At 46.1% G+C, this 25,847-nt stretch carries 17 protein-coding genes and 1 tRNA gene; 15 read left to right on the top strand and 3 right to left on the bottom strand.

The window, feature by feature from the left end; all coding sequences use genetic code 11:
* Positions 1–167 precede the first annotated feature (167 nt).
* Complete coding sequence (locus AB3N00_RS22855; protein ID WP_413036653.1) at positions 168–2,099, bottom strand: methyl-accepting chemotaxis protein; 1,932 nt, start codon at positions 2,097–2,099, stop codon at positions 168–170.
* 425 nt (positions 2,100–2,524) lie between these two features.
* Between AB3N00_RS22855 and AB3N00_RS22850 the strand changes: the two genes are divergently transcribed.
* The 3 genes from AB3N00_RS22850 (at position 2,525) to AB3N00_RS22840 (ending at position 9,304) form a co-directional block, all read left to right on the top strand.
* Complete coding sequence (locus tag AB3N00_RS22850; RefSeq protein ID WP_413036652.1) at positions 2,525–3,970, top strand: RidA family protein; 1,446 nt, start codon at positions 2,525–2,527, stop codon at positions 3,968–3,970.
* Positions 3,971–4,153: 183 nt separating this feature from the next.
* Positions 4,154–4,927 carry a class I SAM-dependent methyltransferase gene (locus AB3N00_RS22845; protein ID WP_413036651.1) on the top strand — a complete coding sequence of 258 codons (774 nt, stop codon included), beginning with the start codon at positions 4,154–4,156 and terminating at the stop codon, positions 4,925–4,927.
* 384 nt (positions 4,928–5,311) lie between these two features.
* The gene (locus tag AB3N00_RS22840) at positions 5,312–9,304 is read left to right on the top strand and encodes a S8 family serine peptidase (protein ID WP_413036650.1); all 3,993 of its coding nucleotides are present in this window, start codon (positions 5,312–5,314) and stop codon (positions 9,302–9,304) included.
* A 358-nt stretch (positions 9,305–9,662) separates the two neighbouring features.
* Here AB3N00_RS22840 and AB3N00_RS22835 read toward each other — a convergent pair whose 3' ends face one another.
* Together AB3N00_RS22835 and AB3N00_RS22830 are read right to left on the bottom strand one after the other, a co-directional pair.
* Positions 9,663–10,892 (bottom strand): CynX/NimT family MFS transporter, encoded by a 1,230-nt coding sequence (locus AB3N00_RS22835; RefSeq protein WP_413036649.1) that lies wholly within the window; start codon positions 10,890–10,892, stop codon positions 9,663–9,665.
* Between the two features lie 292 nt (positions 10,893–11,184).
* Positions 11,185–11,258 (bottom strand) — tRNA-Arg (locus AB3N00_RS22830).
* A 326-nt stretch (positions 11,259–11,584) separates the two neighbouring features.
* On the opposite strand from AB3N00_RS22830, the gene AB3N00_RS22825 reads away from it, so the two are divergent.
* From AB3N00_RS22825 to hemA, 12 genes are all read left to right on the top strand, one after another.
* The gene (locus AB3N00_RS22825; protein ID WP_413036874.1) at positions 11,585–12,427 is read left to right on the top strand and encodes a hypothetical protein; all 843 of its coding nucleotides are present in this window, start codon (positions 11,585–11,587) and stop codon (positions 12,425–12,427) included.
* 135 nt (positions 12,428–12,562) lie between these two features.
* On the top strand, positions 12,563–13,903 hold the full coding sequence (tig, locus tag AB3N00_RS22820; protein WP_413036648.1) for a trigger factor: 1,341 nt from the start codon (positions 12,563–12,565) through the stop codon (positions 13,901–13,903).
* 376 nt (positions 13,904–14,279) lie between these two features.
* Positions 14,280–14,870 (top strand): ATP-dependent Clp endopeptidase proteolytic subunit ClpP, encoded by a 591-nt coding sequence (gene clpP / locus AB3N00_RS22815; RefSeq protein ID WP_091001992.1) that lies wholly within the window; start codon positions 14,280–14,282, stop codon positions 14,868–14,870.
* Between the two features lie 12 nt (positions 14,871–14,882).
* A complete protein-coding gene (gene clpX, locus AB3N00_RS22810; RefSeq protein WP_063566713.1) occupies positions 14,883–16,136 on the top strand; it encodes an ATP-dependent protease ATP-binding subunit ClpX in 1,254 nt (417 codons plus the stop codon).
* A gap of 120 nt (positions 16,137–16,256) precedes the next feature.
* Positions 16,257–17,354 (top strand): flavodoxin-dependent (E)-4-hydroxy-3-methylbut-2-enyl-diphosphate synthase, encoded by a 1,098-nt coding sequence (gene ispG / locus AB3N00_RS22805; protein ID WP_413036647.1) that lies wholly within the window; start codon positions 16,257–16,259, stop codon positions 17,352–17,354.
* 173 nt (positions 17,355–17,527) lie between these two features.
* The gene (gene lonB / locus AB3N00_RS22800; protein WP_413036646.1) at positions 17,528–19,285 is read left to right on the top strand and encodes an ATP-dependent protease LonB; all 1,758 of its coding nucleotides are present in this window, start codon (positions 17,528–17,530) and stop codon (positions 19,283–19,285) included.
* An 87-nt stretch (positions 19,286–19,372) separates the two neighbouring features.
* A complete protein-coding gene (gene lon / locus AB3N00_RS22795) occupies positions 19,373–21,712 on the top strand; it encodes an endopeptidase La (RefSeq protein ID WP_413036645.1) in 2,340 nt (779 codons plus the stop codon).
* A gap of 160 nt (positions 21,713–21,872) precedes the next feature.
* Positions 21,873–22,532 (top strand): ribosome biogenesis GTP-binding protein YihA/YsxC, encoded by a 660-nt coding sequence (yihA, locus tag AB3N00_RS22790; protein ID WP_413036644.1) that lies wholly within the window; start codon positions 21,873–21,875, stop codon positions 22,530–22,532.
* Between the two features lie 63 nt (positions 22,533–22,595).
* Positions 22,596–22,817 carry a hypothetical protein gene (locus AB3N00_RS22785; protein ID WP_413036643.1) on the top strand — a complete coding sequence of 74 codons (222 nt, stop codon included), beginning with the start codon at positions 22,596–22,598 and terminating at the stop codon, positions 22,815–22,817.
* A complete protein-coding gene (locus AB3N00_RS22780; protein ID WP_413036642.1) occupies positions 22,802–23,389 on the top strand; it encodes a non-ribosomal peptide synthetase module in 588 nt (195 codons plus the stop codon). The genes AB3N00_RS22785 and AB3N00_RS22780 overlap by 16 nt, the downstream gene beginning before the upstream one ends.
* Before the next feature lie 327 nt (positions 23,390–23,716).
* A complete protein-coding gene (gene speD / locus AB3N00_RS22775; RefSeq protein ID WP_413036641.1) occupies positions 23,717–24,115 on the top strand; it encodes an adenosylmethionine decarboxylase in 399 nt (132 codons plus the stop codon).
* Between the two features lie 328 nt (positions 24,116–24,443).
* The gene (gene hemA, locus AB3N00_RS22770) at positions 24,444–25,832 is read left to right on the top strand and encodes a glutamyl-tRNA reductase (RefSeq protein WP_413036640.1); all 1,389 of its coding nucleotides are present in this window, start codon (positions 24,444–24,446) and stop codon (positions 25,830–25,832) included.
* Positions 25,833–25,847 lie beyond the last annotated feature (15 nt).

Raw genomic sequence — 25,847 nt, 5'->3', positions numbered from 1 at the left:
TCCTTTGGGAAGCTTTTTTTACGTTCAGGGGATGAGAACCCCAAAGGTTCGTCGAAGCATTGTCTTCGTTAGCACTACGTCGCAGTCTCGACTGCAAGGAGAGTATCCCTCCTGGGAAGATTAAAAAAAGCTCCCCGAGGGGAGCTTTTCTATTACTTCGCTTATGGTTAAACTTTGAATTTGCCGATCACCTCCTGAAGCTCTTGCGCCATTTGACTCAAACTGTCTGCGGATGCAGATACCTCAACCATGGAAGCACTCTGCTCTTCAGTTGAAGCCGCAACGTTTTGGGTGTTTCCGGCAGATTGCTCCGCGATAACGGCTACGTTCTCCGCCATGTTAACCATGTTTTGGGCACTCGTATATACCTGTTCCACGATGGATGAGACATCAATTGATTCGGATGCGACACGGTCAATGGATTCCACAATATCATTGAAGGCTTCTCCGGTTAATGAGACAAGGGATATCCCTTCCTGTACAACTGCTGTACCTTCATTCATGGCCATTACCGCATTTGCGGTTTCTTCCCGAACCTCGTGAACCAGATTACGAATTTTCTCAGCAGACGTTGTAGATTGTTCAGCGAGCTTTCTGACTTCGTCGGCAACGACAGCGAAGCCGCGACCATGCTCTCCCGCTCGTGCAGCCTCAATAGCTGCATTCAAAGCAAGCAAATTGGTCTGACTGGAGATTTCGGTAATCAAACCGATAATATTACCGATCTCATCTGTTTTTTGACCCAGTGCGTGTACCACACTGGCTGTATTGTTCACTTTTTCATGAATGACATTCATCTGCGCTACGGCGTGATTGACCACGGCCGTACCCTCTTTTGCTTTTTCATTGGCACTGCTTGTTAATTGAGTGACATGTTGAATTGAAGTGGCTGCCTGATTCATTCCCTTGGAAATTTCTTCTGTGGACTGTGTGAACGCCGAAGAGTTGTTAACCAATCTCTCAGAACCATCTGCGATATGCTGTACAGCTTCCGAGATGTACTCAGCAGTTGCTCGAGTTTGTTCCGCACTGGCCGATAGTTCCTCTGATGTTGCAGCTACCTGCTCCGAATTGAATCCGACCTGGGATACCAATTGTCTCAAATTGCCGGACATGGTATTGACCGCTGCAGAAAGTGCACCGAGTTCATCCTTGGAAGTAATTTGTACTTCATTGGTCAAATCACCTGATGCGATATTATTCGTCGCGATCATCAATCTTTTCAGAGGCACGTCAATGGAGCGAATGACCCAGAAGACAAGGATTGCACCGCCAACAATGGAAATGGCGATAATCACTAGCGTAGTGATTAAGATTCCGCGGCTTGCTGCCGAAATTTCCTCTACATCAATGACACCAACGATTTTCCATCCGGTAAGCTCATTGGTTTGGTAGACGGCGATCTTATCATTCCCCTCAGAGGAAAAGTTCACATTACCTTCAGGTTGTGCATTCATCTGTGCAACATAGGATTCCGTGTCTTCTGTTCCGATCTCCATCGTTGGGTGAGTTATGTATTTGTTGTCTTTGTCCAGAACAGTAACAGTTCCTGTTTCCCCAACCTTGATTTTATTGACCTGTTCGGCAAAATTAGTGAGACTCAAAACGATACTCACGACACCGGAATCATCGGCTGTTGCCATGGAGGGAACAACGATGACTTTACCATCCTGACTAATAATAGGACTGTTTACTAGTGCTTCACCTTTCTTTTCCATCGCCATCGAGTACCATGCCCGTTCCCGTGGATCAAAGTCTTCAGCAAAGGTTTGCTGCGGTGAATTCAGAAGCTTACCTTCTGTTGTGGCAAATTGAACATGATCATATTCTGATTTAACAGCTTTAATGGGATCGAGAATTTGTCTGAGTTCAGGACTCTCATCGCCATCAATCATTCCTCCGTTGACGGTTTGTGACAAATATTGGAGATCTTCTAAGCTGGTATTGATAAGCATATCAAGCTGAGTGTTTACTGTTTCTACCGACTGACGTGTATTTCTCATAAATTGCTCGGTGATGTCATCTTTTGCAGTCCGGTACGATAAGAAACCAAGGACAGCAGTTGGCAAGATCAGGATTACCAGAAAAGCGATACTCAATCGTGCTCTTATCGTTATGTTCTTGCCCAATCTAAGCTTGTCGAACCGAAATTTTTGAGAAGAAGAGCTCTTTGTTTTTTTCATTTCTTATGTCCTTTCTAGTCGTTAATGTCTAAAAATAATAATCCTGCATTCTGAAAACAGGACAGTGTTATATGTCGGCAAGACAACTTGAAAAGTTTAGGTCTTTTGTCACTAATATTTATGAAAGCGCTAAAATTCGACATTTTGAAAATGAATAATTTTACATAATAAATTTAATTTTAAATAAATTATATTATCTTATAGTCTTAAAGATGTGATGTTTTGAATAAAAATCTAGTAATACTAGTCTATAATACCTAGTTAAAAATTGACAGAAGGTGTATCTATGATATAGTTAGCGAGAATCTTTTAAAACGTATACATAAGAAAGGTTGTTGGAAATGACAAGTAAACAGACAGGAAAAGCTGTACGGCGTTTGACGGCTGGCGTGCTTGCGTTGCAGATTGGTTTCGCAGCAATGGGTGCTCCCGCCTTCGCTTCCAAGGTAACCGTTGTTTCGCCTCATGGCGTAGAAACACTGGCACCGAATGGCGCCATTCAATCGACTGGCACATGGGATGTGGGAACTCGTGCAGGAGATTATATTTATGTGGCAGGCATGCGGGGAATTGATCCGAGCACAAACAAGCTTGTCAGCGATGAAGAGGGACGGATTCGTCAAGCCTTCTTAAATATGCAGCTTATTGCTGAGTCTGAAGGTGCGACTCTTCAGGATGCGACACGACTTGTTGTCTATGTGACAGACATGTACCGCTATCGTCCGATTGTGAATCAAATTCAGGAAGAACTGTGGGGGGCAGGTCCTTATCCGCCCCGTACTATTATTGAAGTCGACCGCCTGAATCAGGATGATATTGTAGAAGTAGAAGGTACGTTTTACGCTCCACAAGCAGCATCGAAATCAGGGAGCGCCAAAGGGAACTCAAAAAGTAACGGGACAACAACCGGCACCAACGTATCGCCAAACGGTGTCATAACCCTCTCGCCTAAAGGGGCTATCCAGTCTACGGGAACCTGGAACCTGGGTACAAGAGCAGGAGATAGTATTTTTGTAGCAGGTATGCGTGGAATTGATCCAAGTACGAACCAGCTTGTAACCGATGAGGAAGGGCGAATCCGTCAGGCATTTCTGAACATGAAATTGATTGCAGAATCTGAAGGCGCAACCCTTCAGGATGCGACACGTCTCATCGTGTATGTGACGGATATGTATCGCTATCGCCCAATCGTCAACAAAATTCAGGAAGAGTTGTGGGGAGCAGGTCCTTACCCGCCGCGCACAATTGTTGAAGTGGATCGTCTGAATCAAGATGATATCGCCGAGGTGGAAGGCACATTCTATGCACCTCAGTCTGCATCTAAAAAGGCTGCGTCACAAGTTGTAGCTTCCAACACAACCAAACCGGCTGCGAGTACTAACGTATCGCCAAATGGAGTGAAGACACTCTCGCCAGAAGGGGCAATTCAGTCAACCGGAACATGGGATCTGGGAACTCGGGCAGGCGACAACATCTATGTGGCAGGCATGCGTGGAATTGATCCTGCTACCAACCAACTGGTTAGCGATGAAGAGGGACGGATTCGTCAGGCCTTCCTGAACATGAAACAGATTGCAGAATCTGAGGGAGCGACACTACGGGATGCAACGCGTCTTGTTGTCTATGTAACGGATATGTACCGCTATCGTCCAATAGTCAATCAGATTCAGGAAGAATTGTGGGGTTCCGGACCATATCCGCCGCGTACAATCATTGAGGTGGATCGTCTGAATCAGGATGACATTGTCGAAGTGGAAGGTACGTTTTACGCACCCGAACATAAATAGAGTAAAACCAAAGCGGGTCTCCGAGCATGGGGGCCTGTTTCATTTTGCTCAGATCCAGTTGACTCAAGAAAGAATGTGAAAATTGTATAGGTTTTACCTATAGAACGGATAGAAACTATATATTTTATTAATAAACAGATTTATGCCACAATAATCCTATCAGATGAAAGGACGGTGGTATAAATGAAATCGATTAACCAATGGCGGGCAGATGAGTACGATCACCAATTGGCTTTTGTATCAGGATACGGCAAAAGTTTAATCTCTTGGCTTCAACCTCAAAAAGGAGAATACATTCTGGATCTGGGCTGTGGTACTGGTGACTTGACGCATGAAATCGCTATGTCACAGGCAGAGGTGGTTGGCATGGATGCATCTCCGGACATGATACGTCGGGCGAGGGAGAAGTTTCCCGATATCGAATTCCTGGAAGGGGACGGACATCGGTTCCAGACAAGACGACCATATGATGCCATCTTCTCGAATGCTGCATTGCACTGGATGAAGAATCCTCGCCTTGTCGTAGAAAACATATGGAATGCGCTGAAGCCTGGCGGGCGTCTGGTGGCAGAGTTCGGTGGGAAGGGAAATGTACAGACCATTGTGGATGCTTTGGAGGATGTCCTTGAACGAAAAACAGGAATCGATGCAGCGGACCGCAATCCGTGGTACTTCCCAACAATAGGTGAGTACAGCTCCATGTTGGAGGAAAAGGGATTTCTGGTTCGACAGGCCTACCACTATGACCGTCCTACCCAACTTCAAGATGGGGAACAGGGTATTGAGGGGTGGTTAGCACATTTTGGCGGAGACTATTTTGCGGGTTTAAGTAAGGAACAGATCCAGGAAGTCTGTCTGGAAACGAGTAAAATAGTTGTACCAAAGCTCTGGAAAGACGATGCGATCTATGCCGATTATAAGCGTTTGCGAGTAGAGGCTGTAAAGCCCAAAAGTTGAAAAAAAATATTGGAATCCTCTTGTTAAATGAATATGTTATAAACATCTATCTACTAAAATAGGATGGCTTTAATGGACCATAATTCTCTTATTGCGAAAGAGGAATATGGTCTTTTTTCCTATGAACTATTTTAAAATTCAATAGCTCCATCGACAAATAAATACAAACCTATTTTCTTCTCTTACTCAAGAACCATATAAGTAATTTTTATATCATAATTGTAATTATTTAGAAGGGAAATATGGTATTTTAGTAGAATAATTTACCAAGGGTCAATCCTCTTGCGGATAGGATGGTGACAGTATTACAAGTATTGCAGTACTTGATTGGGCAAGGCCCCAGTGATTGGTGAGGTATTCATATTGAGAAGGAGGGGCATAGCCTTGAATAAACGATTGATATCCATGTTATTGAGTGTCCTCATGATTTTCTCCATCATCATGCCAGCGGCTGGAGCCGCTCCCGCAGACGTACAACTTGATAGGAATTTGCTAACCAAGGCTGAAGCCAAGCAGTGGAAAGAAATTCTAGCCCAGCGGGAAGAAAAACTTGCCGCAGAACCATTTTTGGACCAGAGATTGGAAGGTCTAGGTGGAGAGAGTGCAAGAGTTATCGTTGAGCTCTCGAATAAACCTGTAGCTGTAGCGCAAGGTGAATCAACCCTCTCAGGAAAGTCTTTTACCTCCTCTATGGAAACAAATGCTGTGACTAAGGTTGAACAACAACAACAGTCATTTGTACATAACCTCACTCAGAACAAAATCAACCATGAAGTGTTGGAAAATTACGCATATGCCCTAAATGGTGTGGCCATCGAAGTGGATGGGAATCAAATGGGGCAATTGCTTCGCATACCAGGCGTAGTCAGTGTATATCCTGACCTCGAAATTACGTTAGCTCCGGAGAACGATGAAGTTAATCCCTATATGAAAGATACAGCGCCGTTTATTGGTGCCCCGGAAGTATGGGATTTGGGATACAAAGGGGAAGGCATCAAAGTCGGCGTTATTGATACAGGAATCGATTACGAGCACCCGAATCTGAAAGACGCTTACAAGGGTGGTTGGGATTTTGTTGAAAACGATGATGATCCTTATGAAACAACACGTGAGGAGTGGAAAGTGTCTGAACAGCCGGAGTTTAATGCAAACGGAAGTTCCTACTACACATCCCACGGTACTCACGTAGCGGGCACCATCGCTGCTCGCGAGGCTGGAGATTACGGAGTTGTTGGTATTGCTCCCGAAGCTGATATCTATGCATATCGTGTACTAGGAGCATATGGTAGCGGGCAAACATCTTGGGTGCTTGGCGGAATTGATCGCTCGGTTAAAGATGGTATGGATGTCATCAACCTCTCGCTGGGAAATTCTGCGAATGATCCAAGCTATATTACTTCGGTTGCGCTCAACAATGCCATGCTGTCTGGTGTTACTGCAGTTGTAGCAAGTGGTAATGATGGTCCAAATCGTTATACATTGGGTTCTCCAGGGGCATCGGCCATGGCCATCACTGTAGGTAACTCCACAGGACCTAGTCAGATCATTACGGCAAACACGCATTTTTGGATTGGTGAAGATGGTGAAAATGGTGAAGGTACACTACCTGAAGAACTGCCGGTACCTGAGGTTGAACAATTGCCGGAACTGGGAATAGCGCCAGAGACGGAAGCTCCTGAAATTCCAGAGCAAGGCGTACCGGCGACTACTCCAGATGATGATCCATCTGTAGATGCTCCTGAAGCAGACGAGAAAAGTGATGAGTCTGCATTACCAGGTGAAGGTGCACTACCTGTAGAAGAGCAAGTTGAAGCTGAAACCGTGACGTCTCAGGATGCAACTGATCCTAGTACACAGGAAGTTACACCTGTAGAAGAAGAGGAAACGGTAGCTCCAACGGAAACAGAGTCAACCCCACTGACTGTCACAGAATCGGTCTATCGTTTGGACGTGATGGGCTGGAATCTTTCAGCAGATCCTGAAGATGTTCTGACAGGGCAATATGAACTTGGATTTGCCGGACTCGGGAAACCAACCGACTTCGAAGGCAAGGATTTTGCAGGGAAAGTTGCACTTGTACAGCGGGGTGAGCTGGCATTTGTGGAGAAGGTAGCCAATGCGAAAGCGGTTGGCGCAGTGGCCGTCATTGTGTACAACAATCTTCCAGGTCCGATTGGTCTAAGCTTGGGTGATAACTTTGAACTTATTCCGACACTCAGCATGTCCAAGGAAGATGGTGAAGGGATCAAGGCTCAACTGGATGCGGGAGAACCGGTTGAAGTAAGCTTCAGTGATTTTGTCCATGATCAAACGCCTGGAGATGACATGTATGACTCCAGCTCCCGCGGACCTGCCAAAGTAACATTGGATATCAAGCCGGATGTGGTTGCACCGGGTACAAGCATCTTGTCTACGATTCCAGCCTACGGGAAGGATGAGCCTGGAGCAGATTATGCGCAAGCATATGATCGCAAAACAGGCACGAGTATGGCTACTCCTCATGTAGCAGGACTGATTGCACTACTCATTGAGAAACATCCGGACTGGACTCCTTTTGATATTAAGGTTGCTCTCATGAACAATACCAAAGTGCTGGATACAGCTCTATATGACGTATTCGATCAAGGTGCTGGCCGCATTCAAGCACTGGAAACGATCGACCCTGAAACTTTTGTTAAAGTCATGGACGTGACGAAATACACCGAGAGCGGCGAGGCAGTCGAAAAGGAAAACATTACAGGTAGCGTCAATTTCGGCAACTTCCTGAGCACAGACGAGAAAACGGTCAGTAAAACGCTCAAGGTGCAATCGCTAAATGGGGCAGGTGGGGAATACTCCGTAACGGTCAACCCTACACGTTCTGTAAATGGCGTCTCGGTTTCCGTGGATAAACCGTCCTTTGCCTTGAATGGAGAAGAAGAGGTACAGGTGACGATTACGGTGCCAAAAGGCGTGACTACTGTAGGAGAAGCCCAAGGATATCTCCAATTCAGTCATGAAGCGAAAACGTACAGCGTGCCGTACGTGGCTCACTTCAATCTGACAGAATCCGGCATCAAATACATCGAAACGAAGTATGGCAATGAAACGAATCCGTTCCATTATCCATTGAAGGCCGATGGCACGCTGGATACACTCGATGTATTTATGGAATTCCATAACCCAATGAATTTCGCACTCATTGAAATTTTTGACGGTCTTAACCCGGATGGTGGTTTTTATCAGGATGGGTACATTGGATATATATCTGGTGGCAATTATGACTTCAATGCAAATGCGAGATATAAACTTGCCTGGGACGGACAATATGTAGATTATACAACGGAGGAAGAGACAGCAATTCCGGATGGCTTGTATACCGTTGATATCACATCTAGAGGTACTGATGGAAAGACATATCGGGAAGATACCCCTCCATTCTTGGTGAAAAAGACAGCACCGGCTGTCACCGCTCCTGAGAGGCTGGAGATTAAGCAGGGTGAATCTGCTGTTATTAACGGTAACGTAGACGACTTGTACTTCCGGATTGCTCCTGCACTTAAAGATGGATGGAACATTGAGTTTGACCCGTCGGGTTCATTGGAAGCGACTTATGTTGTGAAAAAAGAGGATGGTTCGATTTATAGGGAGAGTACTTTTGAAGTGAAAAATGATGGCAGCTTCAGTCTTCCTTTAGATGATATCGAAGCAGGAAAGTATACCGTTGAACTTAAGGTAGAAGACCAACAGGGGCTTTCTGGTACGGCCAACGTCGCCCTAAGTTTGGAGTCCAATGAGCCTGAGCCCGAAACTCCAGCAACCAAAGCGCCTGGTAAACCTGTATTGTCCCACAATAACGGGCATGTTAACGGATTGCTCGAAGGCTCGTACACTGTCAGCATGAACATGTGGTGGGGTGAGAACGCCACTAGCTATAAGCTTTATGAGGATGGGGTTTTAATTGATACACAGAAGTTGACCTACAACGCACCTATGGCACAGTTTGCCCAAACGAAGATAGAGGGTAAAACAAACGGCACATATACGTATGTAGCCGAGCTAACGAACGACAAGGGAACAACGAGAAGTCAGACGCTGACTGTCCGGGTTATCAATGCATCGCCAAGTAAAGCCGTTCTTTCTCAAGATAACTGGGATGGTGACGGTAAATATAAGATCACCATGAATTTGTGGTGGGGTACCAATGCTACTGAGTACCGCCTCTACGAAAATGATCAGTTGATCGACACCCAAACACTAAGCGCCGCTACACCTTTTGCGCAAAGCGCCGTTAGTACAATATCAGGACGCACATCGGGTACGTATAAGTACCGAGCAGAGTTAATCAATGCAGCCGGAGTCACCAGCACCGACACGATCACAGTAAAGGTCAAGTGATTTCTTAGGCATTGAACAGAGTAAAATGTTCAAGTTAGTGTAGAGAACAACTCAGACTGTCAAGCGGGTTATCCGGCCTCCATGTTAGAAACATCAATGAAGCAATGATCTCGAAAGCGACCTTTATCCTTATTTCACGGGATGAAGGTCGTTTGTTGTAGGCGGCGCTGAAAGAATGAATTGGTTGTTGATTTAAGATGCTGTTAATTGAGATGTATATAGTTTATATATAAGGCGTATAAGGCGGTTAATGATTAAAAAAACTCCCCTTATAGTGACGGGTGTATTATTAACCTGTCACTATAAGGGGAGTCAAAATAACGATTACGTATACAAATAAAGATATCGTTAATCCGAACTAACTAATCAAACGATTCGCACTGGCTTTCAGACCCATGAGTAACAAAAGGACAGCGAGCGCAACCTGCAGAAGCAATGGAATAGTCCATCCTTGAGTCCAGTCGTGGATCAGGCCAAACAACAAGGGTCCTCCGGCTGCCAACATATATCCGAATGATTGAGCCATTCCTGATAAACCTGCGGCTTGTCTGGCGTCAGCTGTACGAAGTACAAAAAACATGGTAACCAGACCGAATGAAGCACCGCCTCCGATGCCTGCGAGAGCAACCCCGATTGTAACCAGTGATGAGATACCGCTTAGCAGGAACGCATATCCTAAAATGAGACACGTACAGGTAATGGCCGTCAGCATACGTTGATCCTTCATTCGTCCCGCCAGAATGGGAATAATAAACGTTACTGGAACACTGACCATTTGCATCATAGAGAGCATCAAACCTGCCGAAGAAGGGTTAAAGCCCTGATTAGACAAAATTTCAGGCAGCCATGTAATGGTTGAGTAAAATATCAACGATTGCAATCCCATGAAAAGCGTGATGTACCAGGCGAGAGAAGAGGAGAGAAGCCGGACCGGTTTCTCGGTTTTTCGGGAGGCTACATAAACTTCTCCGCGGCGTCCATTACGAACGTGGGGCAGCCACAAAATGAGAGCCAGGATGGAGAGCACAGCCCACATTCCGAGTGAGGCATGCCAACCCATGGAGGTTAAGCCTGCTGCCGGGACGCTAATTCCAGAAGCTATAGCACCCCATATATTCATGGACACGGAATACAGACCAGTAACGAGTCCCACTCGTAATGGAAAATCCCGCTTGATTAGACTGGGAAGTAACACATTACTTAGAGCAATCCCGCATCCGAGGATGGCTGTACCTGCAAAAAGTGCAGGGACTGACGGTAAAAACCGCAGGGCTATGCCCAACGTTACAATAATGATAGCAGTAAGCAGAGCTGATTCCAGACCAAATCTTTTTGCCAGATGTGGGGCAAACGGAGAAATTGCAGCAAATGCAAGTAAAGGCAGTGATGTAAGCAGCCCGGCCATGGTATGGCTTATACCTGTATCGGAGCGAATCAGTTCAACGATAGGGCCTGTCGCTGTAATCGGTGAACGCATCGTAGCTGCGATGAAGATAATACCCGTAAGAAGAAGTCCGAGTTTCATGGACGTTGAGGAGCTATCCGCAACTGCGTGTTCAGATGAATGTTGATGTAAAGAAGATGGCATAGGTAAATCTCCTGTTATTTATTTTTTCTAATATGTATACTTTGATACACACATATACACAACAAGCATAACATTCGGTGTCAACATCGGACAACGGAGTTGGCTGAAATACACCCCAGAACGCAAAAAAAAGCTTCCCGAAGGAAACTTTTTTTAATACGTCCCAGAAGGGATACTCTCCTTGCAGTCGAGACTGCGAAGTGGTGCTAACGAAGAGGATGCTCCGACGAACCATGGGGGTTCTCATCCCCAGAACGCAAAAAAAGCTTCCCGAAGGAAGCTTTTTTTAATACGTCCCAGAAGGGATTCGAACCCCCGACCGACGGCTTAGAAGGCCGTTGCTCTATCCAGCTGAGCTACTGAGACATGAAATTTTTCAAGCAAAAATGATTTTATCATAAATAAATATGAATATCAAGCGTTTTGTTTTAATATGTTTTTCGTATATGATGTTTGGCGGTAGATGACGTTTTTTTCATTATATTTACGGTTATGTTAGAATATCAGGAGAACTCAGAAAATAGATCGACTTTCGTTTAATATACATCTATTTATGGTTGATTCCGACTGGAGATTCAGGATATAGAGGAGGTGCTCCTATCAAGGAATCCACGACCCCGGAAAACGAGCACAGTAACAATATCGTGCTGTTTCCTAAGACGCTGGACTATTACCAGATTCAATTGACCGTCATGCTTGAAAATGAGCGGTATGGTGAAGCAATGAATCTGCTCCGCTTTTTGCTGCAATGTCAGGGGCAGGAGGAACGTCATTATGATGAATGGCGGGCTTTGCTTGAATGGCTTGAGGCTGCCTTCCCTCATTATGCGGACGATTCCTCTGTGGTCCAAGATGAACATGAAGAAGAGGAAATCAGTGAGGAAGACATGGCGCGTCAGCATGCAAGGTCCAAGCTGGAGCAGGATAAGGGATACGCGGATAAGCTGCTTCGCACCGTAATGGAGGAACCGCTGTCCGAACAAACCATGCTTGCTTTGGAGCAACTGGCCTATCTGGAGATGCCAGAGATTGATGATTCGTTGATTCGCTGGTTGACGGATAAGTCCCTTCACCCACTGCTGCAGTTCCGAGTGCTGCAAACGCTGCGTCGTCGAGGTATACAGGGAATGATCACCTTCACAAGAGGAGAAGAACAGGTTGAAGTGGAGATCGATACGGTACCGCTTAGGCCAGAGGATTTCCCGCTTCAGATTGTTCGCATTCTGGAAAGAGTGGCTGATCAGACGGAAGTACACGAACCGACACTTTTTTATTTTGCACAGGAACTGTGGATTCAGTTTGTCATGGCTGTGTATGGAACACGAGATTATGCTTCCATGCTTGAAGAGAATGATTCCATGACAGACATATGGGCAGCTGCTCTACATATGACCGTTGCAGACAGCCTGGGCGGTTCGCACGACGAAGAAGATACGCGCTCAATGTATGCTGTGACCGGAGCAATGCGCTTCCGTTTGGAGCAGGCATATCGTTCTATGAAGCAGTTTGTTTCGGCGGGTTTGGGAGGCCAATAGGGACCGGAAACGTTTACCTCAAACCGCATCAAGGGATTCCCCTTGAAAAAGAATGTAATCTTGTTTATACTAAAATGGTTATTTTGTACGTGATCGCCTACGTGAACATGTGAATTTTGGAGGGGAAAGTATACAATGAAAGCAACTTGGGAAAAGATAGAGAAGAACCTTGGGGTTCTTGAAGTTGAAGTTGGTGCAGATCGTGTAACTGCAGCACTCGACAAAGCTTTTAATAAAGTAGTAAAACAAGCGAACGTACCTGGATTCCGTAAAGGTAAAGTTCCACGTCCAATCTTCGAAGCTCGTTTCGGTGTAGAAAGCTTGTATCAAGAAGCAATCGACATTTTGCTTCCTGAAGCTTACACAGAAGCTATCGACCAAACGGATATTTTCCCGGTAGATCGTCCGGATGTAGATATCGAACAATTCGCTAAAGGGCAAGCGTTCAAGTTCAAAGCGAAAGTAACAGTTAAACCTGAAGTTACCCTGGGTGACTACAAAGGTGTTGAAGTTGCTGTAGCTAAAGGCGAAGTAACTGAAGCAGAAGTGACTGAAGAGCTTGAGCGTCTTCAACAACGTCACGCTGAACTCGTTGTAATCGACGAAGGTTCTGCACAAAACGGTGACGTTGCAGTTATCGACTTCGATGGTTCCGTTGATGGCGTACCATTCGAAGGTGGACAAGCTGAGCGTTATTCCTTGGAACTCGGTTCCAACACATTCATTCCAGGCTTTGAGGAGCAAGTTGTGGGTCTGTCCACAGGTGACTTCAAAGACGTGGAAGTGACTTTCCCTGAGAGCTACCATGCAGCAGAACTTGCTGGCAAACAAGCGGTATTCAAAGTGAAAGTACACGAAATCAAACGCAAACAATTGCCAGAATTGGATGATGAGTTTGCAAAAGATGTCAGCGAATTTGATACTCTGGAAGAGTACAAAGCTGATCTGAAAACGCAATTGGAATCCCGCAAAGCAGATGAGTTCAAAGCAGCTCAAGAAAATGCGGTTGTAGAAAAAGTGGCTGAAAATGCCGAAGTGGACATCCCATCTGCAATGGTTGACAGCGAAGTACAAAACATGATGCGTGATTTTGACAACCGTCTGCGCAACCAAGGCATGAACTTGGAAATGTTCCTGAGCTTCTCCGGTCAAACACAAGCTGACCTGAGAGGTCAAATGCAAGATGATGCTTCCAAACGTGTTCGCAACAACCTGGTTCTTGAAGCCGTAGGTAAAGCGGAAAACATCGAAGTTTCTGATGAAGAAGTAAACCAAGAACTCGAAAAAATGGCTGAATCCTACAAGCGTCCTGCTGAAGAGATTCGTGGCATTCTGGAGAGCAATGGTTCCCTGGACAGCCTTCGCGATGAAGTTAAACTGCGCAAAACGATCGATGTTCTCGTTGAGAACAGCAAAGTTGTAGAGCCAGTTGAAGCTCCTGCTGAAGAAGCTGCTGCAGAATCTGACGAAAAATAAGACAAGCTGTGAAGTAACGTACAGCTGAATAAACGATAAGGCACGTGAATCATTGCGTGCCTTATTTTTAAATTATGGCATCCATTTTATAGATGATTCAGTAATAATATGGATGGTTATTATGATGGATAGGGATATAACATTTTGCCCTCCTATGTACACCATGCAAATAAAATAAGGTTAAACGGCATAGGAATCCTTCGATTTGCACATACATAGAAAACATGGTTAAATATGATCAGGCTTAAAAGTAAACTAACTTATGCTTGACACCACTTGTGAAAAATGACATTGTCACAGGAACGTGTTAGAATGAATTTGGGTTTGCTTTACAGGTAGCCTATGTCTAATTACATGTAGAAAAGAGGTTGGTCTCATGAGTCTGGTGCCAATGGTTGTGGAACAAACCAATCGAGGCGAACGGTCTTACGATATATATTCGCGTTTGCTGAAGGATCGCATTATTTTTCTAACCAGTGCGATTGATGACGATGTAGCCAATCTTGTCATAGCACAGCTTTTATTTTTGGCAGCCGACGATCCTGAGAAGGATATCAGCTTGTACATTAATTCACCTGGTGGTTCTGTCACCGCAGGGATGGGTATATACGATACGATGCAATACATCAAACCGGATGTATCTACCATTTGCGTTGGAATGGCAGCAAGCATGGGCTCGTTGTTGTTAACAGCCGGTGCACCTGGCAAACGATACGCGCTCACCAACAGCGAAGTGATGATTCATCAACCGCTTGGCGGCGTTCAAGGACAGGCTGCGGACATTAAAATTCACGCAGAATGGATTATTAAAACACGTCAGAAACTGAATCAAATATACGTCGATCGTACAGGTCAACCCCTTGAGAAAATTGAGCGGGATACAGACCGTGACTTTTTCATGAGTGCGGAAGAAGCCAAAGCGTACGGCATTATTGACCAGGTGCTCAGCAGACCGATCAATTCCTAAAGGGGTGGTTTCATGTTTAAATTTAACGATGAGAAAGGGCAACTGAAATGCTCTTTTTGCGGTAAATCTCAAGAACAGGTGCGCAAGCTGGTCGCTGGACCAGGCGTATACATTTGTGATGAATGTATCGAACTTTGCACCGAAATCGTTGAGGAAGAGCTCGGTCATGACGAAGAACTGGACCTCAAAGATATACCGAAACCAAAAGAAATCCGCGACATTCTGGATCAATACGTTATTGGACAGGATCAGGCGAAGAAGTCTTTGTCTGTAGCGGTTTACAATCACTATAAACGGATCAATACACAAAGCAAGATCGAGGACGTTGAATTGCAGAAAAGTAACATTTTGCTTCTTGGACCTACTGGTTCCGGTAAAACGTTGCTTGCGCAAACCATGGCTAAAATTCTCAATGTTCCATTTGCTATTGCAGACGCGACTTCATTAACGGAAGCTGGTTATGTCGGCGAAGATGTAGAAAACATTCTGCTCAAGCTGATTCAAGCTGCTGATTATGACGTTGAAAAAGCAGAGCGCGGTATCATTTATATTGATGAAATTGACAAAGTAGCCCGTAAATCCGAAAATCCGTCCATTACACGCGACGTATCGGGTGAAGGGGTACAACAAGCGTTGCTGAAAATTCTGGAAGGAACTGTGGCATCTGTACCACCACAAGGTGGTCGCAAGCATCCACATCAAGAATTCATCCAGATCGATACAACGAATATCCTGTTCATTTGCGGCGGTGCCTTTGATGGTCTGGAGCAAATGATCAAACGCCGGATCGGTAAAAAAGTCATCGGCTTTAACACCGTTGCAGAACAAAAAGATCTCAAACCAGGTGAGTACCTCGGTATGGTTCTGCCGGAAGACTTGTTGAAATTTGGTCTCATTCCGGAGTTTGTAGGTCGTCTTCCGGTTATCTCCACTTTGGAGCCTCTGGATGAAGATACTTTGGTACGGATCCTTTCCGAACCAAAAAACGCGCTTACAAAACAGTACCAAAAACTGCTTGAGCTGGACAATGTGAATCTGGTATTTGAACCAGGAGCATTGCTCGCGATTGCGAAGGAAGCGATCAAGCGTAACACGGGTGCCCGTGGATTGCGTGCGATCATTGAAGGCATCATGCTTGAAATCATGTATGAAGTGCCTTCGCGTGATGATGTTACGAACTGTGTGATTACCGAAGAAGTCGTTGAGAAAAGAGTTGTGCCTGAACTGAGCCAATCGAAGGACGATAAGCAGGAAGAGAGTGCCTAACCAAGGCATGAATCCTGTTCAGCTCTGAAATATAGACTTGTCAGTTCTCCACTTTGGCAGAAGGCGAATTCATGTCTCTGTCAGGGTGGAGCTTTGACGTTGTGGGGAGAGAAATCACTCATGTATTTAAGACAAGATACACGTCCCGTAAAAGTGGGGAACTTAACGATTGGTGGCAGCAACGAAGTCATTATCCAGAGTATGTGTACTACAAAAACGGCAGACGTTGAGGCGACCGTTGCAGAGATTTTGCGACTGGAAGAAGCAGGATGCCAAATAGTGCGTGTAACCGTGAATAATGAGGAAGCTGCCGCAGCCATTAAGGAAATCAAAAAACGCATCCACATTCCGCTTGTAGCGGATATTCACTTTAACTATAAGCTGGCTCTTCTTGCGATTGAGAACGGCATCGATAAAGTTCGGATCAATCCCGGAAACATCGGTAAACGTGCCAAAGTGGAAGAAGTCGTTAAAGCATGTAAAGAACGCGGTATTCCGATTCGGATCGGGGTAAATGCGGGATCTCTTGAAAACCATTTGCTTGAGAAGTACGGATATCCTACGGCTGATGCTATGGTAGAAAGTGCATTGTATCACATTGGTATTCTGGAAGAACTGGATTTCCATGATATTATCGTTTCTCTCAAAGCATCGGATGTACCGATGGCGATTGAGGCGTACACCAAAGTGGCTCAGATCATTAAATATCCGCTGCATCTGGGGATTACGGAAGCTGGTACATTGTTCTCGGGAACCATTAAAAGCTCTGCCGGTATGGGGGCTTTGCTGTCCATGGGTATTGGTTCCACGATGCGGATCTCGCTTAGCGCGGATCCGGTGGAAGAAATCAAGGTTGCACGTGATCTGCTCAAAACCTTTGGCTTGATCTCCAATGCAGCTACGTTGATTTCCTGCCCGACCTGTGGACGTCTGGACATCGATCTGTTCTCCATTGCCAACGAAGTGGAAGAGTACATCTCCAAACTCAAGGTGCCGATTAAAGTGTCTGTTCTCGGCTGTGCGGTGAATGGTCCAGGTGAGGCCAAAGAAGCGGATATCGGGATTGCTGGTGCTCGCGGAGAAGGCCTCTTGTTCCGTCACGGTAAGATGATCCGTAAGGTGCCTGAAGAAATTATGGTTGAGGAATTGAAAAAGGAAATCGATAAAATCGTCGAAACCTATGAAACGACAGGTGTAATTCCTGGTCGCTCGCACTGATTGATTCATATATGCTTCGAAGAGAGCCCGTCAGCAATGACGGGCTCTTGGTGTCTTCACATCCATAACAAATTCCGACTGGACCGTTTACCTGTTCGTGAAACGGCTATACTACCATGTATTAGCATGATTCCGTAAGGGAACAGGACAGAAGAACAGGAGGATGTTGAGATATGGGTGATTTAGGCATGGTCTTCATGTTGATACAGTTATTTTTTGGTGTGGTGATCGGTTTGTATTTCTGGAATCTGCTTCGAGGCCAGAAAACCAACCGCAGCGCAGTCGAGCGTGAATCCCGCAAAGAACTGGAGAAGCTGCGCAAATTGCGTTCTATCTCACTCACCAAACCGCTCGCCGAGAAGACGCGACCGGCTACCATCAATGATATCGTAGGGCAAAAAGACGGCCTGCGTGCTCTCAAGGCTGCCTTGTGCAGTGCCAATCCACAGCACGTCATTATTTACGGACCTCCCGGGGTGGGTAAGACAGCGGCTGCCAGGGTGGTTTTGGAAGAAGCCAAAAAAAATCCATCTTCGCCTTTCAAGCCGGATGCGAAGTTTACGGAGCTGGATGCGACGACAGCTCGTTTTGATGAGCGGGGTATTGCCGATCCCTTAATCGGTTCTGTGCATGATCCGATATATCAGGGAGCGGGTGCCATGGGGGTTGCGGGTATTCCTCAACCAAAACCGGGAGCCGTGACCAAAGCGCATGGTGGCATGTTATTTATCGATGAGATCGGTGAATTGCATTCCATTCAGATGAATAAATTGCTGAAAGTGCTGGAGGATCGCAAGGTCTTTTTGGAAAGTGCGTACTATAACTCGGAAGACACGCATACTCCTGCTTATATCCACGATATTTTTCAAAATGGCCTGCCGGCTGATTTCCGCCTTGTCGGAGCGACGACTCGTTCTCCTCATGAACTGCCTCCAGCGCTCCGTTCACGGTGCATGGAAGTATACTTCAGACCATTGCTGCCGGAGGAGATCGGGAAGATTGCTGAAGACGCTGTGCAGAAAATTGGCTTCAGTCCTTGTCCGGATGCCGTTGAAGTGGTCAAGCGATATGCCACGAATGGGCGCGAGGCGGTAAATATTATTCAACTGGCTGCCGGACTGGCACTCACCGAAAAAAGGGAGACCCTTCAGGCCTCGGATGTCGAATGGGTGGCTGGCAGCAGCCAAATTCAACCACGGCCGGATCGCAAGGTGCCTTTGCACCCGCAGGTCGGTTTTGTTAATGGCTTGGCTGTATACGGTCCGAATATGGGCACCATTCTTGAGATCGAAGTTTCTGCAGTGCCTGCATTGAAAGATCAGGGCCGAATTAATATTACAGGCGTTGTGGATGAGGAAGAGATTGGAGGCGGTTCGCGTACACTCCGGAGAAAAAGCATGGCTAAAGGCTCGGTTGAAAATGTAATCACTGTATTAAAAGCCATGGGTATCCGTCCGAATGATTATGATTTGCATATCAATTTTCCGGGAGGAACGCCGATTGATGGCCCATCGGCTGGTATTGCCATGGCCACGGCCATTACCTCTGCCATTCAGGGACGCCCTGTAGATCACGAGACAGCGATGACTGGTGAGGTCAGCATTCATGGCCGGGTGAAGCCGATCGGTGGCGTGCTTGCCAAAGTAGAGGCTGCATTTCAGGCGGGAGCGAAGACCGTTATTATTCCAGCAGAGAACTGGCAGTCCATTTTTGAGAATCTGAATGGCTTGCGTGTCATTCCGGTAGATACGGTACAGGATGTTTTCCGCGAGGTATTTGCCTGGGTTCCTGATTCGGGGCAGGTGGAACAAACAAAGCAGGCGGAGGAGTCAGCAACACCCGCTGCAGAAATTTTCCCTCCGGCATCTGCTTCATATTTGCGTGCTGATTTACCCCGTCCGGGACAGGTTACGGATTCGGGAAGCTGCTAAGAGCTTCCCTTCAATTGGTTTTTTATGTGAACATTTGATAGAATAATGAATGACTACAACCTGAGAGCCATTGGAGGTGCGAAAGCGATGGGACCGAGCAAAGCGAAAGGTCGTCGTTTTCCTTTACTGCCTTTAAGAGGACTTCTCGTCTACCCGAGTATGGTACTGCATCTCGATGTGGGCCGGGAGAAATCGGTCAAGGCTTTAGAAAAAGCGATGGTAGAAGAACATCTGATTCTCCTATGTTCCCAAGCCGAAGTGAATATTGAAGAACCAACACAAGAAGATATTTTCAGAATCGGAACCGTAGCCAAGGTCAGACAGATGCTGAAGCTTCCAAACGGAACGATTCGTGTTCTCGTGGAAGGCTTGGAACGGGCTGAAATCATTGAATATACGGACAACGAGGAATATTACGAAGTACTGGCAAAAGAACTGCCTGAAGAGGAGAACAGTCATCCGGAGACGGATGCCCTGATGCGTACGGTTCTGAACCAGTTCGAAAATTATATTAATCTGTCCAAAAAGGTAACACCTGAGACACTTGCTGCGGTGTCGGATATTGAAGAACCAGGCCGGCTGGCTGATGTGATCACGAGCCACCTTTCCTTGAAAATCAAGGATAAACAGGAGATCCTGGAGACCATTGATGTTCGTGAACGTCTGGAGAAACTTCTCGACATTCTCAATAACGAGCGGGAAGTGCTGGAGCTTGAACGCAAAATCAGCCAACGTGTGAAGAAACAGATGGAGAAGACCCAGAAGGAATACTATTTGCGCGAGCAGATGAAGGCCATTCAAAAAGAACTGGGTGAAAAAGAAGGCCGTGCCGGTGAGGTCGAGGAACTCCGTAATCAAATGGATACCCTCGGCTTGCCGGACAAGGTCAAGGAAAAGGTCGAGAAAGAAATTGATCGACTGGAAAAAATGCCTGCAAGCTCTGCGGAGGGCGGGGTCATTCGCAACTATGTGGATTGGCTGCTGGCTCTGCCTTGGAGTCAAATGACAGAGGACGACCTGGATATTCAGAAAGCGGAAGATGTACTGAATGCCGATCATTACGGTTTGGAAAAGCCGAAAGAACGTGTGCTGGAATATTTGGCAGTCCAGAAGCTCGTCAAAAAGCTCAAAGGACCTATTCTCTGTTTGGTCGGGCCTCCGGGTGTTGGTAAGACGTCGCTTGCCCGCTCCATTGCCAGATCATTGGGCCGGGAGTTTGTCCGAATTTCTCTGGGTGGTGTGCGCGATGAAGCAGAGATCCGTGGACATCGCCGAACCTATGTAGGAGCAATGCCTGGACGAATTATCCAGGGGATGAAAACGGCAGGTTCACTTAACCCCGTTTTCCTGCTGGACGAGATCGACAAAATGGCTTCAGACTTCCGGGGAGATCCTTCTGCAGCGCTGCTTGAAGTGCTCGATCCTGAACAGAACAGCACGTTCAGCGATCACTTTGTGGAATTGCCTTTTGACTTATCCAACGTCATGTTCGTTACAACCGCCAATACGGTGCACAACATTCCTCGCCCGCTTCTGGACCGGATGGAAATGCTCAACATTCCAGGGTATACCGAGATCGAGAAACTGCAGATTGCCAAAAACTATCTGCTGCCGAAACAAAAGCGCGATCATGGTCTGGAAGATGAACAGCTGGAAATTGGGGACGACAGCTTGCTGCGTGTCATTCGTGAATATACCCGCGAGTCCGGTGTGCGGAATCTGGAACAGCAAATGGCTTCGTTGTGCCGGAAGGCGGCCAAAAATATCGTATCTGGTGTGGAAGGCCAAATTAATATTGCGCCGGATGAAATCAAGGATTATCTTGGACCAGGCAAGTTCCGTTACGGTATGGCTGAACTAGAAGATCAGATTGGTACAGTAACCGGGCTAGCATGGACTGAAGTTGGCGGGGATACTCTCGTCATTGAGGTCACGGTTGTCCCTGGTACAGGAAAACTGACATTAACGGGTAAACTGGGCGATGTCATGAAAGAATCCGCTCAGGCCGCATTCAGCTATACCCGATCCAAAGCGGCACAACTGGGAATTCCAGCTGACTTCCATGAGAAGAATGATATTCATATCCACGTACCCGAAGGTGCCATTCCTAAGGATGGTCCATCTGCTGGGATTACGATGGCTACAGCTTTGATTTCTGCATTGACGAACAAGCATGTCTCCAAAGACATTGCGATGACTGGCGAGATCACCCTGCGTGGTCGCGTGCTTCCCATCGGTGGTCTGAAGGAAAAATCACTGGCTGCTCACCGCGCCGGTTATAAAAAAATATTATTGCCCAAGGATAACGAACGGGACCTGCGGGACATTCCGGATAGCATCAAGGAAGATGTGGAATTTGTCCCTGTAGCCCATATGGATCAGGTGCTGCAGCATGCACTCGTGGAACAGACAGGTATTCATCTGTAGATCCGGTTAACCAAGGGAGCGTATGAAGAAAAAACCGTTCTGCGGAGCTTCGGCGTCCGCCCGAACGGTTTTTTTGGTATGATAGAACAATGATCCAAGGCATAATACCTTCATCAGCTTCAAATGCAAGAACATGAGATCCAGAGAGGACAGATATATTATGAAAGTAAACCAATCCGAATTTATTATCAGTGCCGTTCGGCCTGAACAATATCCTGATGACGGCCTGCCGGAGATCGCTTTGGCGGGACGCTCCAATGTGGGCAAATCATCCTTGATTAATCGCTTGATAAACCGCAAAAATCTGGCACGCACAAGTTCAACACCAGGTAAAACTCAGCAACTGAACTACTACAAAATTAACCAGGATCTATACTTCGTGGATTTCCCTGGTTATGGTTACGCCAAAGTTTCCAAAGAGCAGCGCTTTGCCTGGGGTAAAATGATGGAGAAATACTTATTGGGACGTAAAGAATTGAAACTTGTTATGCAGATGGTGGATATGAGGCATGAACCATCCAAGGATGACAAGATGATGAATGAATGGCTTCGCCATCACGGATTGCCTTTGGTTGTGGTAGCAACCAAGATGGACAAGATTCCAAAAACAAGAAGAGCGAAGCACATCAAAGTGATCAAGCAAGCGCTGGATCTTCGTTCAGGAGATCTGTTTGTACCATTTTCATCAGAAGAAGGATTGGGTAAAGAAGAGTTATGGGACATCATCACCCGCCATGCCCGCATAGATAAGTATGCACCAGAAGTACTGGATGCAGAAGGTAATCCAGAAGAGGAAGAAAACACCGAAATTAACGGATGATATAGAGATTGCGCCATTTTAATGCGGGAAAGTGAGTAACCAGGGTGAATCCTGGATGAGATCATGAATTACTCCGTATTTTTATGGATTTTCGTGAGAATTTATCGTTTCGTTCTGGAGCAAAATGGTTTTGCGGTGGTGTATAATGAGCATAGGTGCATTCGTGCTACAGGAACCAAAAATACCGGCCTTGCCGGCCTGAAGAGTTTTGAGATCACTGCCATGAGCAGGAAGGCAAAACAATCCGGGAAAGAATTGAGGAGATTTGTATGGCTCAGCGGTTAGCCACAGAGTATGTTAAAGCCACTTTGAAATTGTCGGAACCCCAGATGCATCAGTTTTTGCGCATGTCAGAGGATGGCCGGATTCATCACCGAGTGAAGGTGCTGGATAACGGTTGCCAGGAGATTGTGCTTGAGGATGTAAGTGGAGAGGAAGTTCATTTCCCGTTTGACCGCCAGGAAGGGTTTTACATCTGTGAATTGTCTTGCCGGCTGGTAAACCATCATCTGACCAACGTTGTGCGGAAATTGTTCATGACCTTTAAGGGAGACGGTGTCGTCCATCGGATTTATGAAGATTTCATTATGACGTATGTTTATGCTCAAGGCTCTGTCCGTAAAATCGTAGAGCAGAACGGGGAGAATACGCGCCTCATCTACGAATACAAAAACACGTTGCTCGAATTGCAGCGAGTATTTCAGGCCCGGGATGTTGAACGTGAAATTAACCGGGTATACGCAGAGGTCGACACACTCTTGGACACTAGAAATCATACTTCAGTTCCTGAAGAACTTCATCAGATTGATGAAAGGCTTGCTCAACATCAAAAACGACTCTTCGAACTCGAAGCTTAAATAACCTGGAGACAGGTACAAATGTAAATCAATCCCCTTATCGATTCTGATTACAGGCACTTGCCGGTTCAGCGTCCGAAGGGGATTTTTTTGTGATGGAGATGTCCAACTTGGATGGCAATTATTTATTTTTTTAACTGTAAAAAAAGGGTTGCATTCCTTTTAAATAGATGTTATTTTTAATCTCGTTGAAAAGAATATAGGAACCAGGATTCACTCAGGACATTATATGTTGCGAGAGATTATTCCCTCGGGAAGTGAATGACGTAGGTCCTAGCGGATGAAATTTTTTCAAACATTTTATTCCTAGGAAGGGGGAACCGAAGGATGGAATATTCAACTTTCGGAAGACACGTTGCTGTTGACGCTTGGGGTGTCGACTTTGATCTACTGAACAGTGCTGAGTATTTGCAAGCCCAAATGGTTGAAGCAGCGGAGGCATGTGGCGCGACAGTGATGTCCGTACAATCCAAGCAGTTTGAACCGCAAGGAGCGACAGTGCTTGTACTGCTGTCAGAGAGCCATCTCTCCATTCATACGTATCCTGAGAGAGGGTTTGCGGCGATTGACTGCTACACTTGTGGAGAAACGGTTGACCCACAACTGGCCATTGACTACCTGGTATCCGTTTTGAAACCGGAAAAAACATACGCCAAGAAATTGGTGCGTGGATTGGGCGAATTGCAGGTCGAAACACCAGAAATGCAACCCATCGGACTGGTATAACTGAATTAGACACACATCATGAACAATGTTCACATATTGGGATGAGCGCAAGATCAATCCCCAACTCATAATAGTCATGGAATTATTCCATGGCTATTTGTTTTAATAACCGAAGAAATGGATTTGCACGCATAACGGTGAAGATTGGTGAGACACTACAATAAATGACAATGCATAAGATGATCTACATGGGGATTTCATAAACATTTCATAAAAATGGCCCGGACCCGGTCATGATGTGTGATATAATTAACCATGTCAAGCATAAATGGATGGAGATATGTAGAAAACACTTTGATTGGAAATTTATTAGGCAGGTGAACTTGCAATGCACATCGTTGTAGTTGGTTTGAATTATCGCACGGCGCCTGTAGAGGTTAGGGAACGATTCACATTTGCAGAAAAGGACTTGTCTGAAGCGCTGCAGCAGCTCAAGCTGACCAAGAGTGTATTGGAAGGTGTAATCGTAGCCACATGTAACCGTACCGAGTTGTATGTTGTGGTGGACCGTCTTCACATGTGTGGTTATTTTATTCGTACGTTTATGGAACAATGGTTTAATGTTCCGCGGGAAGAATTTACGCAACATTTATATATATATGAAGATGATCAAGCCATTCGCCATTTGTTCCGTGTGATTTGCGGATTGGACTCAATGGTGATTGGGGAAACACAGATTCTTGGACAGGTGAAGCAAGCCTTTTTCACTGCCCAGGAAGAGAAATCGACAGGCACATGGTTTAACATGCTGTTTAAACAGGCGGTAACCTTGGGCAAGAGAGCACATTCAGAGACTTCAATTGGAGAGAGTGCGGTATCGGTCAGTTACGCAGCTGTTGAATTGGGGAAACGCATTTTTGGCATGTTTACGGATAAGAAAGTTCTGATTCTTGGAGCGGGCAAAATGAGCGAACTGACCGTCAAGCATTTGTACGCCAATGGCGCCTCAGAGGTCATTGTAGCGAACCGGACACTTGCAAGAGCTCAGGAGCTGGCAGCCAAGTTTAGGGGAACCCCTTGTACGATGGAGCAAGCCTTGGACAGACTGAATGAGGTTGATATCGTCATCAGCTCTACTGGGGCGGAACGGTATGTTCTGGATGCTTCTGTTGTTCGGGAGAGTATGAAGCGACGTCAATCGCGTCCGTTATTCCTGATCGATATTGCGGTTCCGCGTGACATTGATCCGGCCATTGGAGAGTTATCCAACGTATTTCTCTATGATATTGATGATCTGGAAGGAATCGTGGAGAGCAATCTGGAGATGCGGAAGATAGAAGCAGCCAAGATTGAAAAGATGATTGAACTGGAGATGGAAGACTACTATCACTGGCTCAAAACCTTGGGTGTTCGCCCGGTCATTCGGGCACTGCAGGAGAAGGGGGCTTCCATTCATGAAGAAACGATGGAGAGTCTCTTTAATAAACTGCCTGAATTGGACGAACATCAACGCAAGGTCATTCGTCGATTAACCAAAAGTATCGTGAATCAAATGACGACAGATCCGATTAACCGGATCAAGGAAATGGCAGGCACGAAGCATGGTGATGAAGCTTTGCGCATGTTCACTCAAATTTTTGCCCTGGAGGATGCAGTGGAGACGGCCGCAGAAAAAGTAAACCAAAGCGATGCCTCGGCCTTGGGGAAACCGGCCGCCGTTCATCTTAAAGACAACCGGCAAGACGCTATGCCGGCTTACGCTCCGGCTAGTGTATAAGGGCGGGTGAGCAGC

The organism is Paenibacillus xylanilyticus, assembly GCF_047246825.1.
In the GTDB taxonomy this organism is placed as follows: Bacteria; Bacillota; Bacilli; order Paenibacillales; family Paenibacillaceae; genus Paenibacillus; species Paenibacillus xylanilyticus_B.
This window is presented reverse-complemented; position numbering and strand designations above follow the sequence as displayed.

Excerpts from the sequence above, each read along its gene's own strand:
- AB3N00_RS22850 (WP_413036652.1), top strand. The coding sequence starts at position 2,525 with ATGACAAGTAAACAGACAGGAAAAGCTGTACGGCGTTTGACGGCTGGC.
- AB3N00_RS22845 (WP_413036651.1), top strand. The coding sequence starts at position 4,154 with ATGAAATCGATTAACCAATGGCGGGCAGATGAGTACGATCACCAATTG.
- AB3N00_RS22835 (WP_413036649.1), bottom strand. The coding sequence starts at position 10,892 with ATGCCATCTTCTTTACATCAACATTCATCTGAACACGCAGTTGCGGAT.
- AB3N00_RS22825 (WP_413036874.1), top strand. The coding sequence starts at position 11,585 with ATGCTTGAAAATGAGCGGTATGGTGAAGCAATGAATCTGCTCCGCTTT.
- tig (WP_413036648.1), top strand. The coding sequence starts at position 12,563 with ATGAAAGCAACTTGGGAAAAGATAGAGAAGAACCTTGGGGTTCTTGAA.
- clpP (WP_091001992.1), top strand. The coding sequence starts at position 14,280 with ATGAGTCTGGTGCCAATGGTTGTGGAACAAACCAATCGAGGCGAACGG.
- clpX (WP_063566713.1), top strand. The coding sequence starts at position 14,883 with ATGTTTAAATTTAACGATGAGAAAGGGCAACTGAAATGCTCTTTTTGC.
- ispG (WP_413036647.1), top strand. The coding sequence starts at position 16,257 with ATGTATTTAAGACAAGATACACGTCCCGTAAAAGTGGGGAACTTAACG.
- lonB (WP_413036646.1), top strand. The coding sequence starts at position 17,528 with ATGGGTGATTTAGGCATGGTCTTCATGTTGATACAGTTATTTTTTGGT.
- lon (WP_413036645.1), top strand. The coding sequence starts at position 19,373 with ATGGGACCGAGCAAAGCGAAAGGTCGTCGTTTTCCTTTACTGCCTTTA.
- yihA (WP_413036644.1), top strand. The coding sequence starts at position 21,873 with ATGAAAGTAAACCAATCCGAATTTATTATCAGTGCCGTTCGGCCTGAA.
- AB3N00_RS22785 (WP_413036643.1), top strand. The coding sequence starts at position 22,596 with ATGAATTACTCCGTATTTTTATGGATTTTCGTGAGAATTTATCGTTTC.
- AB3N00_RS22780 (WP_413036642.1), top strand. The coding sequence starts at position 22,802 with ATGGCTCAGCGGTTAGCCACAGAGTATGTTAAAGCCACTTTGAAATTG.
- speD (WP_413036641.1), top strand. The coding sequence starts at position 23,717 with ATGGAATATTCAACTTTCGGAAGACACGTTGCTGTTGACGCTTGGGGT.
- hemA (WP_413036640.1), top strand. The coding sequence starts at position 24,444 with ATGCACATCGTTGTAGTTGGTTTGAATTATCGCACGGCGCCTGTAGAG.